Source organism: Psychrobacter sp. 4Dc (assembly GCF_002836715.1).
Taxonomy (GTDB): Bacteria; Pseudomonadota; Gammaproteobacteria; order Pseudomonadales; family Moraxellaceae; genus Psychrobacter.
Genome location: NZ_PJAT01000142.1, coordinates 1 through 17,190 on the forward strand (window position 1 = coordinate 1; position 17,190 = coordinate 17,190).

Sequence of the window (17,190 nt, forward strand, 5' to 3'; positions counted from 1 at the left end):
ATTATAGTAAATAGCACACATATAGATATAAATATCGAGTCCCACCAAAATCCATTTCGGATTAGCAGAAATTCAAATAACAAGTAATACAATACTGAAACAGACAGAATAATTAGTACTGCACGACCTAAAACATCTTTGATGTATTTTTTAACTGGCAAAGATACTAATTTTTTAAGTATTATTAATCTTGCTATTAATGCGAGTACAGACACCAATATACCCATGTATATTACACTATAAGGCTCTGCACCAGTTCTAAGCACTAAATAGGATAAAGGCAGATTTAATAGCAAAAGACCACCTACTATGATTTGATACAGTTTTATCTTTCCAGTAGCCTGTGCTGATGTGATTAGAGGTGCAGATATACAGTCTATTAAGATATTAAATATAATTAGCTGTATAAATACTGATGTATATTCAGGCACAATACCCAACCAAATTTGTAAAACTGTCTCAGTGTTTATCAAGACTGGCATCGATAATAGAAATAATAAAAAGAAATTATACTTTGCACCGTAACAGACAAGCTGATGCATATAAGCCATATCTTCTGCTGCATACGATTTTATAATTTGCGGATTTATCGCTACTTGTAAGTTCTGTACAAAGCTATTCAAAGCTCCAGATACTTGCATCGCAATCGCTCTCGCAGCATTCACTGTTGGACCAAAAAATATATTTAAAAGTACGTTTACCCCTTGCCCACTCATTACTGCAGCGATATTTCCCCAAAGATTCCAACCCGTATAAGAAAGCATGGTATGAAATAATTTCTTATCCCAATACAGCCTGAATCGCGATTCTGCAAATTTATTCTTACAGTAGACGCGATAAACCATAGCTATAACAAATACAACTGAAAGGCTGAGTAATCCATATAGAACTAGCTTATCCATGCCAAACCAGCTTAGCATAAAGACAATTAATAATTTTAGCGTCACATCCAAAATACTAACCCATGCAAATACTTTCATTCGCTCATGGGCGATAATTAGTGCATTATAAGGCACACTAATTATCGTTATCATGAATGATAACAACGCTAAATGAAATACCCACTCTGCGGCTATCATTCTATCTATAGGTATTGTTAGCTGTGTCCTCACGAACCAAAGCCCTACAGTTTCACCCAAAACAAAGACAAATAAAGCAATAAGGACGTGGATATTTATACTCATACTAAATATACCGCGAACATCTTTAGTATCTGACTTTCCTAACTCAAACGCCAAAAATCGTTGCGTTGCTGACGACATGGCACTGTTTAAAAAACCTAGCATCGTTACAAAGCCAGCGACTACATTATAAATACCATAATCTTCAACTCCAAGAGTTTGTAATATAACCCTTGAAGTGTACAGGGCAACCGCCATGGTAAGCAGCATACGGAAATATAGCATGCCTGCATTTTTTGCCATGCGTTTGTATTTGTTATTTTCCATTTTAGGTATTAGCAATAATATCGTTCACATACCAAGGCATCGCTTTCTCAATACCTTGAATAATATCGAACTGTGGCGCATAGCCTAACGCATTCTGTATCTTGCTAATATCAGCCTGACTATGACGCACATCTCCTGCTCTAAAATCTCGATAGACTGGGTCTTGAGTATAGCTAACGCCATTAGCACTTAAATGTTCTTTCAGTGCTGAAAACAGCGTATTCAGGGTAGTACGACCACCAACAGCTACATTGTAGACCTGATTTTTGGCTTCCTCAGTAGCAGTCGCTGCCAAAATATTAGCTTGTACTGCGTTTTCAATGAAGTTAAAGTCGCGGCTGGTATCGCCATCGCCATTGATGAATACCTCATCACCTGCGATCATAGCGGCCGTCCATTTTGGTATCACCGCCGCATAGGCACCATCAGGGGTTTGACGCTTACCAAAGATATTGAAGTAACGTAGCCCAATCGTCTTAAAGCCATAAGTACGTGAGAATACATCTGCATATAGCTCATTGACATATTTAGTCACTGCATATGGCGATAAAGGATTACCAATAGCATCTTCTACTTTTGGCAATGCTGGATGATCGCCATAAGTTGAGCTACTGGCAGCATAAGTAAAGCTAGCGACCTTTGCATCACGTGCAGCGATCAGCATGTTTAAAAAACCTGATATGTTGGTGTCATTGGTATTGATAGGATCGGCAATAGAGCGCGGTACCGAGCCTAATGCCGCTTGATGTAACACATAATCTACGCCTGTACACGCCGTCTGACAGTCTGTTAAATTGCGTATGTCGCCTTCTATAAAGGTAAAGCGCTGCCATTGCTCGGCAGTGATCAGTGATTGAACTTCATCTAAATTATGCTGAAAACCCGTGGCGAAGTTATCTAGACCGACTACTTTTTGATTAAGTAATAATAGCGTTTCTAGTAAATTAGATCCTATAAATCCTGCGACCCCTGTGATGAGCCAGGTCTTTGGTTCATTGACTAATATATCTGTCACTTGTTGATAGGTGGTCACTGTCATAACGATTATTTTCCGTATTGTTTTGCAGATTTAAAGGCGTATGTCAGTTTCATCTTTAGTAAAAATATACTTTAGATCGTAGAGAACATGATGGCTTTTACCAAAAGCTCTAATGCTCTCTATACCCATCTCTACAAACTGCTGATGAGCAACTGCTAAAATAATACCGTCGTATTGATGTGATGATGGTTGAGAGATAGGCGTGATATCGTATTCTCGCTCAGCCTCATTAGTATCTATCCAAGGATCGTGAACATCGACCTCGATATTATATTCCTGTAGCTCATGAACGATATCGATGACTTTGGTATTGCGTACGTCGGGACAGTTTTCTTTGAAAGTTAATCCCAAGATTAAAACCTTGGCACCCTCTACTTGTATGCGCTTTTTAATCATGGTCTTGACCAATTGGGTGACGACATACTCACCCATACTGTCATTTAAACGTCGACCCGCTAGTATAATCTCAGGGTTGTAGCCAATAGCCTGTGCCTTATGGGTCAAATAATACGGATCGACACCGATACAATGACCGCCAACTAAACCCGGACGAAACGGTAAAAAGTTCCACTTAGTACCAGCAGCTTCTAGCACTGCTTGGGTATCGATATTCATTTTGTTAAAGATAACGGCAAGCTCATTGATAAGGGCAATATTGACATCGCGCTGGGTATTTTCAATGACCTTAGCCGCTTCTGCTACTTTAATGCTTGGTGCCTTATGTGTACCAGCGGTAATAATCAAGTTATAAACACTATCGATGAAGTCTGCGACTTCAGGTGTAGAACCTGCAGTTACCTTCAAAATATTAGTAACTCTATGCTCCTTATCTCCTGGGTTGATACGCTCAGGACTATATCCTGCATAAAAGTCCTGATTAAAGATAAGTCCAGAAACATGCTCCAATACTGGAATACATACTTCTTCAGTTGCGCCAGGGTACACAGTAGATTCATAAACAACTATGTCATCTTTTTTAAGCAAGCTGCCGATAGCTTCGGATGCTTTCACTAATGGTGTGAGATCTGGCTGTTTATACTCATCGATAGGTGTTGGTACAGTCACAATAAAGAAATTGCATTCTTGGAGATCCGCTATTTCTGAACTGAAACTCAAATGTGTTGCTTGAGATAACTCTTCATTATTTATTTCTAAAGTATGATCTGTACCTGATATTAGTTCAGCTATACGATCAGTATTAATATCAAAGCCGACAACTGAGTGATGCTTACCAAACTCAACCGCTCGCGGTAGACCAACATGACCAATACCGATGACCGCAATTTTTAAATTTTTAATATAATGCATAAGTTTTCTCTGTATAGTATCTATTAATCAATAGATACTTCTAATTAGTATAACCATCAGGGTTTTGAGATTGCCATCGCCAAGTATCTTTCATCATCTCTTCAATAGGCCTTTGAGTAAACCAATTTAATTGTTGATGAGCTTTAGTCGCATCAGCATAACAACTAGCAATATCACCAGCTCTTTTCTCTACAATTTGATAGGGGATGTTAGTGTTACTGGCTTTTTCAAATGCTTTCACCATATCTAAAACAGAATAGCCGCTACCAGTTCCTAGATTCCATACATGGTACCCTAGATTGTTGACTATATAATCTAATGCGCTTAAGTGCCCTTCAACCAAGTCCATGACATGTATATAATCGCGTATACCTGTCCCATCATGGGTAGCATAATCATTACCATAGACAGAGAGTTTATCTCTTTTACCAACTGCAACCTGAGCGATATAGGGCAAAAGATTATTGGGAGTGCCATTAGGGTCTTCACCTATCATGCCACTATCATGTGCGCCAACTGGGTTAAAATACCTCAACGTAGCTACTGACCAAGTAGGGTCAGACTCTACTACCTGCATTAGCATTTGCTCTACCGCCATTTTTGTATAGCCGTAAGGGTTCGTAGGCATAGACATAGGGCATTCTTCAGAAATTGGTAATTCGTCTGGATCGCCATATACGGTAGCAGAAGAGCTAAATACTATTTTCTTTACGTTATGTTTTTGCATAGAACTCAATAACTGTAAGCTTCCGTTGATATTATTATCAAAATACAACAATGGCTTTTCAGTACTTTCACCTACTGCTTTTAGACCTGCAAAGTGGAGGACAGCATCGATATTATATTTATCAAAAATACTATTCAGGCATTCACTATCTCTTATATCACCTTCAACAAATATACATTGTTTATTACTTAGAGCTTCGACTCTCTTGATAGACTCGTAACTACTATTTAATAGGTTATCTAAAATAACTACTTTGTGATTCGATTCTAGTAATTTCAGTAGCATATGGGAACCTATGTAACCTGCTCCGCCTGTCAATAGAATCATAGAAAGCACCTTATAAAATTTAATTCTGTTTTCGAAGAGTTTTACTAAAATGTCTGATTACGGAGCCGATTGATAACCTGCTACAAGCTGCTTAAACTGCTGCTTGAGCCATACCACATCATGCTGATTTGCCCTATCAACGAACTGTACCAGTATTGCCTCAATGTCAGATAGCGGATAGCTATGTTCCATCGCCTGCATGATGAGCGGATGAGACGTTTCTTGTACATTATCTTCACCAATAATTAGCTCTTCGTACAGCTTTTCACCTGGTCTTAGGCCCGTATATACGATCTCTATATCGCCTTCTGGATGCTCATCTTCTTTTACCTCGTAGCCGCTCAAATGTATCATTCGACGGGCCAAATCAACGATTTTGACTGGCGTACCCATATCGAGGACGAATACTTCACCGCCTGCTGCCATCGCCCCTGCTTGAATCACTAAGTTGGCCGCTTCTGGTATCGTCATGAAGTAGCGCGTGACATCTGGATGTGTGACCGTAATAGGCTTACCCTGCTCTATCTGTTTGGTGAACAGTGGCACTACTGAACCTGACGAGCCAAGCACATTGCCAAATCGCACCATGCTGATACAAGTACCACTGTTAGCAGGATCTTGACTCAGGCCTTGACAGACCAGCTCTGCTAAGCGTTTGGTTGCACCCATGACATTAGTTGGTCTTACCGCTTTGTCAGTAGATATTAAGACAAAAGTCTCCACCTTGGCTTCGATTGCAGCGCGGGCACAGTGATACGTGCCCTTGCTGTTATTTATCGCACCTTCAAAAGGGTTATGCTCGACGATAGGCACATGCTTATATGCTGCTGCATGATAGACGGTCTGAATACTATAGTCACTCATTACTCGAGTCAGATTGGCTTCATTAGTCACATTACCGATGATAGCGATAATCTCGATGCTTTTATATACATCCTTGCTCGCTACCTTAGCCATTAGCTCTTGATGGATACTATATAGCGCATATTCTGATAGCTCATACAATACTAGGCAGCGTGGCTTGTTTTTGACGATCTGTCTACACAGCTCGCTACCGATAGAGCCGCCTGCTCCAGTGACCAATACACATTTATTCGTTATATTTTGCTGTAATAAGTATTCGTTTGGCTCTACTGTCTGCCTATCCAGTACATCGAGGATATCGACCTGACGCATGGTACTGACTGTGACTTTTTCGTCAGCGAGCTCTTGTAGACTCGGTAATTGTTTGATTTTTACTGATACATCAGCGAGCTGATCAATGATTTTACGACGATGAGAAAGACTAACCGATGGCAATGCCAAAAATACCTGTGCAATATTCAAACGCTCGACCAGCTCAATCAGTTCACTAGCATGGTAAATTTTCTTACCCGAAAAATGAGCACCTGTGAGCTGAGTATTATCATCGATGAAACCGACGATATGATACTTATGTGAATGTCTTATCCCTTCAAACAGCTCTTGTCCAGCTAACCCTGCACCATAAATAATTATATTTTCGGGCTCACCATATTGCTTACTACGGCTATGACGTTTACCTTGCCAACGTGCCAATAACTCTTTAATTGTAAGACGACTGTTCCATAACCAAATAAACAATAAGAACAAATAGAGAATAGGCGTTGAGCGCGGCATACCCGGTAGCCAATCCAGGAATATAATCAACTGATAGGCCAAGATCAGTACCACAAATAGCTGCAAGACGTGGCGCATCACCGCATCAAAAAAGACGCGCGAAACCCCTTTGTAAAAGCCAATCACGTATAAACCAATGACCGGAATTGTTGCATAACAGAACAGCGTAGCAGGGCTAATATGATTGGCAATATAGCCATAGCGTAGGGCCACTGCCAAAAATAAGCTAAGCATAGACATTAACAAGTCAGCACCGATCAATATAGCGCGCTTCACACCACGTGGCAGCGACAACAACCAATTTGTGCTACGGTAATGCCAAGAGGTTTTGGTATCAGCTGAATTATTAATATTGCTAGAAGAACGATGACTATCATCCACGTTTGACTGTAACGACATAATTTCCAACTTTACCTATTGGCATGACCAAAAACGAACTTATTTTGAGTATTTAGCGCTTATTCGTAACTGCCTGTACGTTAATTTAAGAGCTACTAATGATTGATAGCTACTAATTATTAAGAGCTATCATTAACTACTTAGTATCGCCATAAGCATAACTATAGTGATAACTATACTTATCCATTAAGCCTTGTTGTACATCGTTCAAAATAATACCGTCTACTTGTATATTGGCCTTGTGCATTTGTTTGACCGCATAAGTGACCTGACCTTCTATAGATTTATCATAGCGTGTGACCATCAACACCTTGTCAGCATTTTGCGCTAATATAAGCGAATCTGACGCAGCCAGTACTGGTGGTGAATCGATAACGATATAATCGTATTGAGTCTTGAGTACGGTCATTAACTGTGTAAATCTTTCGCTCATGAGAAGCGAGGCCGGATTGTGTGGATGTCGACCACGCGGTATGAAATCAATATCACTGATACCTGTTGGATGAATAAAGCTTTCAATACTTGGGTCGGCAATAGGCTGCACTGGCATGGATTTTTCCAGTTTACTCAAACGGCTATGACCTTCCGTTAAATAATCGGCCAAACCATTATCTTGACTTAAGTTGAATATCTTATGCAGCTCACCTAAGCGCATATCTCCATCGACCACTAGCACCTTTTTGTTCAATTGAGCAAATACTTCTGCTAGGTTAGCACTGATAAATGACTTACCTACACCTGGGCTCTCCCCAGTCACCAAGATAATCTTGCCTTCGCGAATAAACGTCGTACCGTTATTATCGTGGTTATTCTCAAACACACTAGTCTGTTTCGGCATTGAGAAAACCAAACTTGTTCTCAGGCTTTTTATGGCTTCGTAGCTCATACTATTGTGATCGATATGAGCCAATAAGCGATTACTCGCTTGCTTATTTTTACCAATTCTTGATAGCAAAGGTGAGCGCGGTATCGTAGCGACTACTGGAATACCTGTCTTTACTTCTATACGTTCAGGGTCTTTTACTACATTTCTGATTAGGTTCTTCAGCAGCACTAGCATTGTGCCCAACATCGCACCTAGCAATAACGCCAATATGATTATTTGTAGCTTTTTAGGTGCGATGGCTTTATATGTGCTAATCGGTAAGTCAATAATACGTGCAAAGCCAATCTGGCCTGCTTTGACGATCTTAAGTTGTTCATAGTTTTTTAGTAGCGTAAGGTAGATCTCTCTGTTGATTGCAGTGTCTTCTGATAACTTTAAAAACTCTCTTTGAATCTCAGGTAAACCAGCTATCGTACTATCAATGTCTCGTTTACGACTATTAAGCACAGCAAGTTGCTCATTAATTTGTACAACCAACGGATGTTCATTAGTATAGTAAGTAGTCAGATCTGCTTTTTTTAGTTTTAACTCATTGAGCTGTGTATCGATTTGCGAGTTTTCTGTCAGTAGCAGTTCAGCCTCTTTGGCCACATCAATCGTGCCATACTCTTTACGGAATTCATTAAAAACCGCTTCAGAACTCTCAAGTTTTTCTTTGAGTGCTGGTATCTGAGTTTCCATAAAAGTAAGCGTTTTGGTGGTTTCTTCTGAGCCACGTGATTGGTTTTGCTCAATATACGAAAGCACAATTTGATTCAGCACATTTGTGACTTGCTCTTGACTATTGCCGGTCATAGACAGCTGAATAATACCTGTTTGCTTGCCTTGCTCTACCACTGACAACGCACTATTGATACTGTCTGTGGTCGCTTTTAGCGACTGCTTACTGATTGCTATCGGGTAACTCTCATCAGGTAGGTCATTGACTGTAATATGTATCTGGCCATCGTTACCACGGAACTTATGTGCTTGACCGATTTGACCTTTGAACTCATCAAAGCCATCTGTCAATACAAAACCTGTCTCTGATTTGGTTAGCGTAAATGGGCGGTTTAAATAAGCGCGTGATACATCAAACTGACTGACTTGTACACGGCCCTGCTCGCTATCTAAAGACACTCCTTCTGGAGTATTGATCTGACTATCAATGCGATTGGTTTTGATTTTATCTACTGCCCCAATATTAGGGTCAGTTAGCTTAATACGTAAATGTAATAGCGTGACTACTGGCTCTAAAATCATTCGCGATCTGATCAGCTCAGCCTCAGTCTGAGCCTTGCTTGCTTCAGAGCCTACTAACTCAGAAATATTCTCACCCAATGCTGCGATACCTTGACTGTTCTCTTCAATCTGTATTAGCGCATCCGATTTAAAGGTGGGATTGACATAGCGGCTATACAAAACCCCAATGACTAAGCCTAATAGTGCAAAGAACAGTACGATCTTCCAACCACGCAATAACACCCAAAGCAGCGCCATCAGATCGATTTCGTCATCGTCTTTTTCAATAGTGTTTTTAGATGTATTCGATGAATCTTTAATCATAAAGGTTAGTTCATTAAAGTAAGATAGAGGCTTATTTATTTTATTGCCAGTGATTCTGTATCGAATCAATGATAGTAAATGCTTAGCTAATCTTATTGGCCCATGGTTTCAAACTGTCAAAGATATCTTGCCGAGTGTCTTCAAATACTGAGAGCTCGTGGCGATATGGATCAGCAATATCTTGATCGATCCAATGGCCAATTCGGAAGGTTTTGCCGCGGCAATGTGGCCAACGGTCTTCAATCCATTTAGTCTGTTTCTCAGACATTGTCAAAATCAGATCAGCCCGCATCACTAGCGTCTCATCAATCTGCTTGGCAATATGCTTAGACATATCTATACCTAGCGCTGACATGACGGCTAAGGCATTGGCATCAGCACCGTTACCAACCAAAGCAGACAGTCCAGCAGAGTCGATCGTTTTATGAGGATACTGCTGCGCTAATATCGTTTTAGCAATAGGGCTACGACAGATATTGCCCACACAAACCACCAGAATATTTTCAAATGCCATAATAACTATCCACTATTTCAAACAATGACTCATTACCGTCAGTAGCGATCCTATTAATAACTTTTTTACTATGCTAGATACACTAGCAGCTATAAGGTTGCAAAGCTTCTGATCGCTGTCGTTGATGGTAATATCGAGCTGATAACTCGGTTCCAACGTGTCAAGCCAGTAGGATCAACATACAGAATATCATTGGGCTGCATCTCAAAACGGTTGGCAATGGCAAGATTGGTAATGGTTTGCATATCGATATAATAGATATTAGTACGCTGATATTCAGGGTTGTCACGAACGACATATATTTTTGCCGCATTGGCTGTGAGAGGGTTCAACCCTTTGGTCTCACCCATTACTTGCGCCAGGCTCAACCCTTGCTCCAAGATCGGTACTGGCTCTACTTGACCAAACTCACCTAATACATAGACTTGATTGCGGCTTTGGCTGTTGACATGAATAGAGTCGCCATCTTGGATGTATATCTGATTACCCGATGAGCCTATTTGACGTAAAGTTTGTAGCCCGATGTTATAGTTGCGGCCATTACGGTTGAGGACAATACTATTTGAATCACCTGTCTCTGTCGCGCCGCCCGCTTTTGATATCGCGCTGTACAGCGATACAGGAGCGTCATCAATTACGAATTCACCTGGCTGCTTGACCTCGCCATCGATAAAGAATTTATTACCACGATAATTGATTATTTTTACTTGCGGGTCTGAATATTTCAGATAGCGTTGTAGCTGACTTTTTAGAGAAGCAGTAAACTGAGGCACACTCAAACCAGCCGCTTTTACTCTTCCTACTAAAGGAAACTGTACAAAGCCCTGCTGATCGACGGATAGCGACGAGGATGCCGCATTAATATCAGGATAAGCAGTCAAAATGATACTGAGAACATCTCCTGTAGAAATGCTGTACTCTATCTTTTTTGAGCTATTAATCAGCTGATAAATATCATTATTAGGGCGAGTCACCTGAGGCGCTGGTAATGTCGTTAAGTTTAGCGGCTGAATATTAAACTGTAGACCATTTTCAGCAGTAAAGTCACCTACTGGTGGTAGGTCTCCAGCTTGTAGCCCAGCATTAATAGTCGTTGTTACACATCCAGCGGACCACAAGATAGCAAGCAACAAACCTGATGCACTCAATAACCTAAAAGACTGCCCCATAATAAAACCCTTTAAGACAATACACTACACGGTAACAAACAGCAGCTACAAAGAATGGCTACCACAAAAAACTATACTGATTTCAAAGAAAACCCAAACAGAAGTTTTACAAATAGGCTTATCAACAATAAAAGAGGCACTATGCTATCACAATTTTACGTATTTTATACACTATTTACAATCAAAATTACTATATAGCAATATCTAATAATCACTTGCATTTTTTTATTCGATAGATTTTTCTTAACAAAAACATTACATTACCTATTTGCCATATTAAGATCATTGTTGGTTTTTTAATTAATAATTTTCAGAAAACTGAAAATAACTTAGATAAACAAAAGTTCATAATAAAACTAAAAAGCCTAACTACTCCTGATAAGAGTAGTTAGGCTTTTTTTCATAACGCTTAGAGGCTATTAGGAGTTTTTAAAACATTTTTTAATATAATTATATATAGCTATTCAATCAGATACCTGACCTAAGACCCTATACACAAAATTTCGAATGAATATTCAGAATGTGAAATTACCCTAGATAGCTTAGGATAACTCATTGTTTTATAGCATTTACAAACATAAATTTTGCTCGTTCTACTAACTTATCTTCCACACTACTCAGCATCATCTAACAGCTTATTAAGCTCGTCCACCATAGGATCGTCAATGATGCTGCCTTCTACATAGTTGATTATCTCATTCACAGTCGTCAGATCCATTTCACGAATGCCTAAACTGGCTAGTTGCGCATTAATAGATTCTAAGCTGTCGTTATCTTCAGCGTCATCTAGCAAATCCTCTTCAAACCTACCTCTGACAAACCAATACATTTTTTCTAGTACGGTTTCTTTTTTGGTTAAAGTAGAATAACCGTCGCCATAAATAAATAGGTTAAAATGATAAGGTATTTCTACATCATTGATGAAAAATGTACGTTGGCACTCTAATGTATAGGCTTGAATCTCTTCGTTTTCAGTGCTTTCATCACTTTTATTGTCTTCATCATATTCAATCGCTTCTTCTATCAACTCACCTAATATCTGATATTCGCCGACTTTAACTTTGTGATTATAAATGATAGCAGAGTCTGCAATTGCATCAAAAATAATGGCACTGACATCTAAGGTATGGTTATCGATATCATAGAATGCTTTTAACGCTGGCAAAAACTCGGTCAGCTCTTCTTCAGGCACTTGAATGAGAAACTGCTGCTCGTATATTTTAATCATATCTTCAGGAGCATAGGTATTAGCAGTATTAGTCTCGTTTCTACCTGTTGGCTGCAAAGGTAAAAAATTATACGGGTTATGTTTGGTCATTCAGAACTGCCTTTTTGCTTGAGTTAAATTTATTAAATGTCTGTGTTGCTCAATCTCTAAGAGCTTTTGAACGCGCTACTATGCTTCAGTACCGTAAAACTTTAGGATTTATGGGCGTATTGTCTCTTATTCAGGCAATTTTAGATAGACAGTTATAAATATACAAGTTCAATCACTCTGGTTTAGACAGGCAGTCAGAATAATACAGACTAATTATTAATTCACTTGCTGCCACCCTGACGTCGCATGATGTTCATCTTGATGTGCAAATAAAGGGTGAGCTCTAGCTTCATGTAGACTCAACACAGGGGTCACACAGACATCCGTTACTGAAAATACAAGTTGCCAATACTCAAGCGTTTGACTGGCAAATTTTTCCGCGATTGTGTTGGTCGCGGCTTCACTCTCGGGTCTATTGGGCATGATACCAAGTTGCCAGTGTATTTCTTTAAGCGACGGCAGCTCCAATACCTCACATAGACCTTGCCAAAATTTCAGCTCCAAGGAACCAACCGCCATATGACGCTGATCAGCGGTTTGGTACAATCGATAGCATGGTAATGCACCGCCTAAAAAATCATGCTGCGGCAGTAGAGTGTCATTTAAGCCATCTCCTGAAAGGCTATTAATCAGTTTTCCTGTGACCTTTGGCATGACCATATGATTGTACAAACTGTGCGTCATACTAATAGCAATGTGTCGTCCCCTGCCCCTACGCTGGGCGGCAAATACAGCAGCCAACAATGCTATCACGGCTGTGTCACTACCACCTGCCAAATCCGCAAACTGGATATTGGGCATAGCCTGCTCACCCTGCGCTGTTCTTAGCTGATCTAGTACACCGCTCATAGCCATAAAATTGATATCATGACCTGCCTTATTGGCCCAGTCACGATTCACTTGAGAGCCATTTTTTGAGTCAGCATCTTCTAAGTAAATACCTTCTTTTACGTAATTGCCTGCTACACCATAGCCAGTGATTGACACTATTACTAGCTTTGGATTGATGGCATGCAAGGTCTTAGCATCTAGCCCCATTTCTGCCAAGACACCTGGGCGAAAGCTATCTAGCATCACATCAGCCTCTTTAAGATGTGCTTTTATAGCTTCAATCGCTTTGGAATCATGAAAATCATATTTTTCGGTAGTCTTACCGTGGTTCAGAGCTGCGAATAATTCACCAAATACCCGAGCAGGATCACCTTGTTTGGGTTCGATTTTAAGGACGTCCGTGCCCAAATCCGCAAGCAAACGCGTGGCAAAAGGCCCAGGTAGGTTACGAGTCAGATCGACCACTCGTAACCCTTGTAGACAGTCAGCCATTTGATCATGATTTGATACATACACATCAGTCATCAGAGAACGCCTCGCCTTTGACTGCCATATCTAACAAGATTTGAGCAGGCTCAAAACGTTTGCCGTATTTCGCAGCCAGCTCACGACTCCGCTCAACAAATACACTCACGCCCATTGCATTGATAAACTGTAGCGTACCGCCATGCTGCGGTGCAAACCCCCATCCAAAGATAGACCCTATATTGGTGTCGGCAACTGAGCGCACAACATTTTCTTCATAGCATTTAGCAGATTCATTGGCTTGAATAAACATCAGGCGATCGACCAAGTCTTGCTGCGAGAGTTGCTCCGATTTTGGCGAATATAAATTTACCAGCTCAGGCCATAGATGTTTATCACCCTCTGTTGGATAGTCATAGAATCCTTTGCCATTTTTCTTACCTTCGCGCCCATGCTCATTGACCAGTGTTTTTAGTATTTCATAAGAAGGACGCACTACGATTGGCTTACCTTCGGCTACCATATCCGCTTGCTGCTGTTCGCTGACATGCAATGCGAGGCTTAATGACACTTCATCTTGTAATGCTAAGGGCGGCATCGGCATACCTGTTTTCATACCGGCAACTTCAATGCTACGCGGATGCACACCCTCTCCTAGCATCGCAATGCCCTCTGACACATAGGTACCAAATACCCGCGAGGTATAGAAGCCATGACTATCATTGACGACGATAGGCGTTTTACCTATTTGTACAACATAGTCGAAAGCTTTGGCCAATGTCGCATCGTCGGTTTGCTCGCCCATGATAATCTCAACCAGCGGCATCTTGTCTACTGGCGAGAAAAAATGCAGACCGATGAACTGGTTTGGGCGCGTACTGGCTTTTGCCAATCCAGTAATCGGTAGCGTTGAGGTATTAGACGCATAGACGGCCGTGCTTGGAATCACTGCCTCACTTTGCTGGGTACACTTGGCTTTGATTTCTCGGTTTTCAAACACTGCTTCGATAATAAGATCACAATCTGCCAAATCATCGTAAGAAACTGTTGGCGTGATACGTTCTAAGAAAACTTGTTTTTTCTCTTCGGTAGCACGCTTTCTGCTAATGGCTTTATCCAAAATATTGACAGAATACGCTTTGCCTTTTTCAGCATTGGCAATTTCTGTGTCCAATAAAACGACATCTATACCTGCTTTGGCAGTGACATAAGCAATGCCTGCGCCCATCATGCCAGCGCCCAAGATACCGACTTTTTTGGTGGTTGTGCGTTCAAAGCCTTGAGGCCGAGATTGACCTTTTTTGATACTATTCAGCTGCGTCCATAAGGTGTTAATCATGTTTTTAGATTCAGCAGACAGTACGCAAGCGGCAAAATAACGCGACTCAATTTCAAGCCCTGTATCGATGTCTACTAAGCACCCTTCAAACACACAAGACATAATATGAGTGATCGCAGGATAGTTGCCATGTGACTTCTGATTGGCCATGGCTGGGGCGATAGAGAATATAGGCACTACTTTTGGATGCTTGCTATCGCCGCCAGGGATTTTAAAGCCTTTCTTATCCCATGGCTGCTGAGCGCTTGGATTATTTTGAATCCAGTCTTTAGCTTGCCTTAACATATCTGCTCGATCAGTGACAGTCGCATCAATAAGTCCGATGTCTTTTGCCGCTGCTGGGCGTAATTCTTTGCCCTGAGTCATCAGCTCCAGTGCCATTTGAATACCGACCAACCTTGGTAAGCGCTGAGTACCGCCGCCGCCAGGTAGCAAGCCCAGTTTCACCTCAGGCAAACCAAGCTTGGTCTTAGGCGTGTCAATGGCAATACGATAATGACAGGCAAGTGCCAACTCTAAACCACCGCCTAATGCGTTTCCTGTCATAGCAGCGACGACGGGTTTACCTGACATTTCAAGCGTACGCAAACTCCCTTTTAGTTCTTCGGTCAATGCAAATGCTTGCTGAGCTGTCTTTATCTGGTTCAATTGATCGATATCTGCGCCAACCACAAAGGTTTCTTTGGCCGATGTGAGAATCAAGCCTGTAGCTGAATCATCATTGATGAAACTATCAACTATCGTGGCGAACGACTCCGTAAAGCTATCACCGATGACATTCATTTTTCGTTTGCTTTGGTCAATCGTGACGGTGACGATACCATCGTCATCACGCTGGCCGGAGAAGTTTTCTAGTGCATTAATGGCGGTCACGCTATCTACTGTTTGGTTAGCTGCCTGATTGTTTGTCATCATTTTTATCCCTTAAATGATTCTTTGTATATTGCGTTTTAGTCTAATTGGTTTTTAGTCTATTTTAGAGAAAAGTTAGACACGCTCGATAATGGTGGCAATGCCCATACCACCGCCCACACATAGCGTAATCATAGCGATCTGTAAGTCGCGACGTTCTAACTCATCAAGGACTGTCGTCATGAGCATCGCGCCTGTTGCGCCAAGCGGATGACCCATAGCGATTGCGCCACCATTGACATTGACAATATCAAGCGAGAGTCCAAAATCATCAGCAGTATTCATCGGTACAGCAGCGAATGCTTCATTAATCTCCCACAGGTCTATATCAGAGGCTTGCATGCCCGCTTTATCGAGGGCTTTTTGGCAAGCGGGTGTCGGACCTGTCAGCATAATGGCAGGCTCTGAGCCAATGACTGAGGCCATCGTGATTTTGGCGCGTGGTTTTAGCCCTGCTTTCTGACCAGCCGTCGCACTACCGACCAAACAGATGGCAGCCCCATCAACAATACCAGAAGAATTACCCGCATGGTGTACGTGGTTGACGCTTTCAATTGTCGTATATCTGTCCAAGATAACGCTATCAAAGCCCATTCTTCCCGGCATAATAAAAGACGGTTTAAGACCCGCTAAGGTCTCGACATTGGTATTAGGACGGATGGTTTCATCTTTATCTAACAGCATCATGCCATTGATATCGGTGACAGAGACGACCGATTTGTCATAATAGCCGTTCTCCCAAGCCTGTGCTGCGCGGCGATGTGACTCAGTGGCAAAGGCATCAACATCATTACGACTAAAGCCTTTGAGCGTCGCGATGGTATCTGCACCCACTCCTTGTGGCACGAAATGCGTCGCTTCATTCACACGCGGATCCATGTACCAAGCACCGCCATCAGAGCCCATCGGCACACGGCTCATAGACTCCACACCGCCTGCCACTACCATGTCTTCCATACCTGACATGATTTTGGCAGCCGCAAGATTAATAGACTCTAGACCAGAGGCACAAAAACGAGACAAGGTAAGACCTGCCACACTTTGTGCCCAACCAGCATCAATGACGGCGATACGCGCAATATCAGAGCCTTGCTCGCCCACTGGGGTCACACAGCCAAGTACCACATCATCGACCAAACTGGTATCCAAGTTGTGGCGCTGTTGCATTTCTTTTAGTAAAGTTCGCGTCAGCCAAATCGGTGATGCCTGATACAACGAGCCGTCCTTTTTTCCTTTGCCACGTGGCGTGCGGATCGCATCATAAATATAAGCAATCTCAGTCATAAAAAATCCTTTTTTTATTTTTAAATAAACAATAATTATCG

12 protein-coding genes are annotated in these 17,190 nt (G+C 41.4%); all 12 read right to left on the minus strand.

Going from position 1 to position 17,190, the window contains the following annotated elements:
- Positions 1-1,448, minus strand: a 1,448-nt coding sequence (locus CXF61_RS12230; RefSeq protein ID WP_165598386.1) for an MATE family efflux transporter, incomplete at its 3' end; no start/stop codon positions are given.
- Position 1,449: 1 nt separating this feature from the next.
- Complete coding sequence (locus CXF61_RS12235; RefSeq protein WP_193834229.1) at positions 1,450-2,481, minus strand: NAD-dependent epimerase/dehydratase family protein; 1,032 nt, start codon at positions 2,479-2,481, stop codon at positions 1,450-1,452.
- Between the two features lie 36 nt (positions 2,482-2,517).
- A complete protein-coding gene (gene tviB, locus CXF61_RS12240; protein WP_165598388.1) occupies positions 2,518-3,795 on the minus strand; it encodes a Vi polysaccharide biosynthesis UDP-N-acetylglucosamine C-6 dehydrogenase TviB in 1,278 nt (425 codons plus the stop codon).
- A 40-nt stretch (positions 3,796-3,835) separates the two neighbouring features.
- Positions 3,836-4,849 carry a UDP-glucose 4-epimerase GalE gene (galE, locus tag CXF61_RS12245; RefSeq protein WP_165598389.1) on the minus strand — a complete coding sequence of 338 codons (1,014 nt, stop codon included), beginning with the start codon at positions 4,847-4,849 and terminating at the stop codon, positions 3,836-3,838.
- A gap of 57 nt (positions 4,850-4,906) precedes the next feature.
- Positions 4,907-6,886 (minus strand): polysaccharide biosynthesis protein, encoded by a 1,980-nt coding sequence (locus CXF61_RS12250; protein ID WP_165598390.1) that lies wholly within the window; start codon positions 6,884-6,886, stop codon positions 4,907-4,909.
- A gap of 136 nt (positions 6,887-7,022) precedes the next feature.
- Entirely contained in the window at positions 7,023-9,317 is a 2,295-nt protein-coding gene (locus CXF61_RS12255; protein ID WP_165598391.1) for a polysaccharide biosynthesis tyrosine autokinase, read from the minus strand.
- An 82-nt stretch (positions 9,318-9,399) separates the two neighbouring features.
- Entirely contained in the window at positions 9,400-9,831 is a 432-nt protein-coding gene (locus tag CXF61_RS12260; RefSeq protein ID WP_165598392.1) for a low molecular weight protein-tyrosine-phosphatase, read from the minus strand.
- 89 nt (positions 9,832-9,920) lie between these two features.
- Positions 9,921-11,000 carry a polysaccharide biosynthesis/export family protein gene (locus CXF61_RS12265; RefSeq protein ID WP_227526685.1) on the minus strand — a complete coding sequence of 360 codons (1,080 nt, stop codon included), beginning with the start codon at positions 10,998-11,000 and terminating at the stop codon, positions 9,921-9,923.
- 613 nt (positions 11,001-11,613) lie between these two features.
- Positions 11,614-12,318: a hypothetical protein gene (locus CXF61_RS12270; RefSeq protein ID WP_165598394.1), complete on the minus strand. Its 705-nt coding sequence runs from the start codon at positions 12,316-12,318 to the stop codon at positions 11,614-11,616.
- 216 nt (positions 12,319-12,534) lie between these two features.
- Positions 12,535-13,674 (minus strand): CaiB/BaiF CoA transferase family protein, encoded by a 1,140-nt coding sequence (locus tag CXF61_RS12275; protein ID WP_165598395.1) that lies wholly within the window; start codon positions 13,672-13,674, stop codon positions 12,535-12,537.
- On the minus strand, positions 13,667-15,865 hold the full coding sequence (locus CXF61_RS12280; RefSeq protein WP_165598408.1) for a 3-hydroxyacyl-CoA dehydrogenase NAD-binding domain-containing protein: 2,199 nt from the start codon (positions 15,863-15,865) through the stop codon (positions 13,667-13,669). The genes CXF61_RS12275 and CXF61_RS12280 overlap by 8 nt, the downstream gene beginning before the upstream one ends.
- A gap of 75 nt (positions 15,866-15,940) precedes the next feature.
- On the minus strand, positions 15,941-17,149 hold the full coding sequence (locus CXF61_RS12285) for an acetyl-CoA C-acetyltransferase (RefSeq protein ID WP_165598396.1): 1,209 nt from the start codon (positions 17,147-17,149) through the stop codon (positions 15,941-15,943).
- Positions 17,150-17,190: the final 41 nt, after the last annotated feature.

Bases quoted from the DNA above. Each gene is read 5' to 3' on its own strand.
- tviB (WP_165598388.1), bottom strand. From the start codon at position 3,795: ATGCATTATATTAAAAATTTAAAAATTGCGGTCATCGGTATTGGTCAT.
- CXF61_RS12285 (WP_165598396.1), bottom strand. From the start codon at position 17,149: ATGACTGAGATTGCTTATATTTATGATGCGATCCGCACGCCACGTGGC.
- CXF61_RS12260 (WP_165598392.1), bottom strand. From the start codon at position 9,831: ATGGCATTTGAAAATATTCTGGTGGTTTGTGTGGGCAATATCTGTCGT.
- CXF61_RS12275 (WP_165598395.1), bottom strand. From the start codon at position 13,674: ATGACTGATGTGTATGTATCAAATCATGATCAAATGGCTGACTGTCTA.
- galE (WP_165598389.1), bottom strand. From the start codon at position 4,849: ATGATTCTATTGACAGGCGGAGCAGGTTACATAGGTTCCCATATGCTA.
- CXF61_RS12250 (WP_165598390.1), bottom strand. From the start codon at position 6,886: ATGTCGTTACAGTCAAACGTGGATGATAGTCATCGTTCTTCTAGCAAT.
- CXF61_RS12280 (WP_165598408.1), bottom strand. From the start codon at position 15,865: ATGACAAACAATCAGGCAGCTAACCAAACAGTAGATAGCGTGACCGCC.
- CXF61_RS12265 (WP_227526685.1), bottom strand. From the start codon at position 11,000: ATGGGGCAGTCTTTTAGGTTATTGAGTGCATCAGGTTTGTTGCTTGCT.
- CXF61_RS12255 (WP_165598391.1), bottom strand. From the start codon at position 9,317: ATGATTAAAGATTCATCGAATACATCTAAAAACACTATTGAAAAAGAC.
- CXF61_RS12270 (WP_165598394.1), bottom strand. From the start codon at position 12,318: ATGACCAAACATAACCCGTATAATTTTTTACCTTTGCAGCCAACAGGT.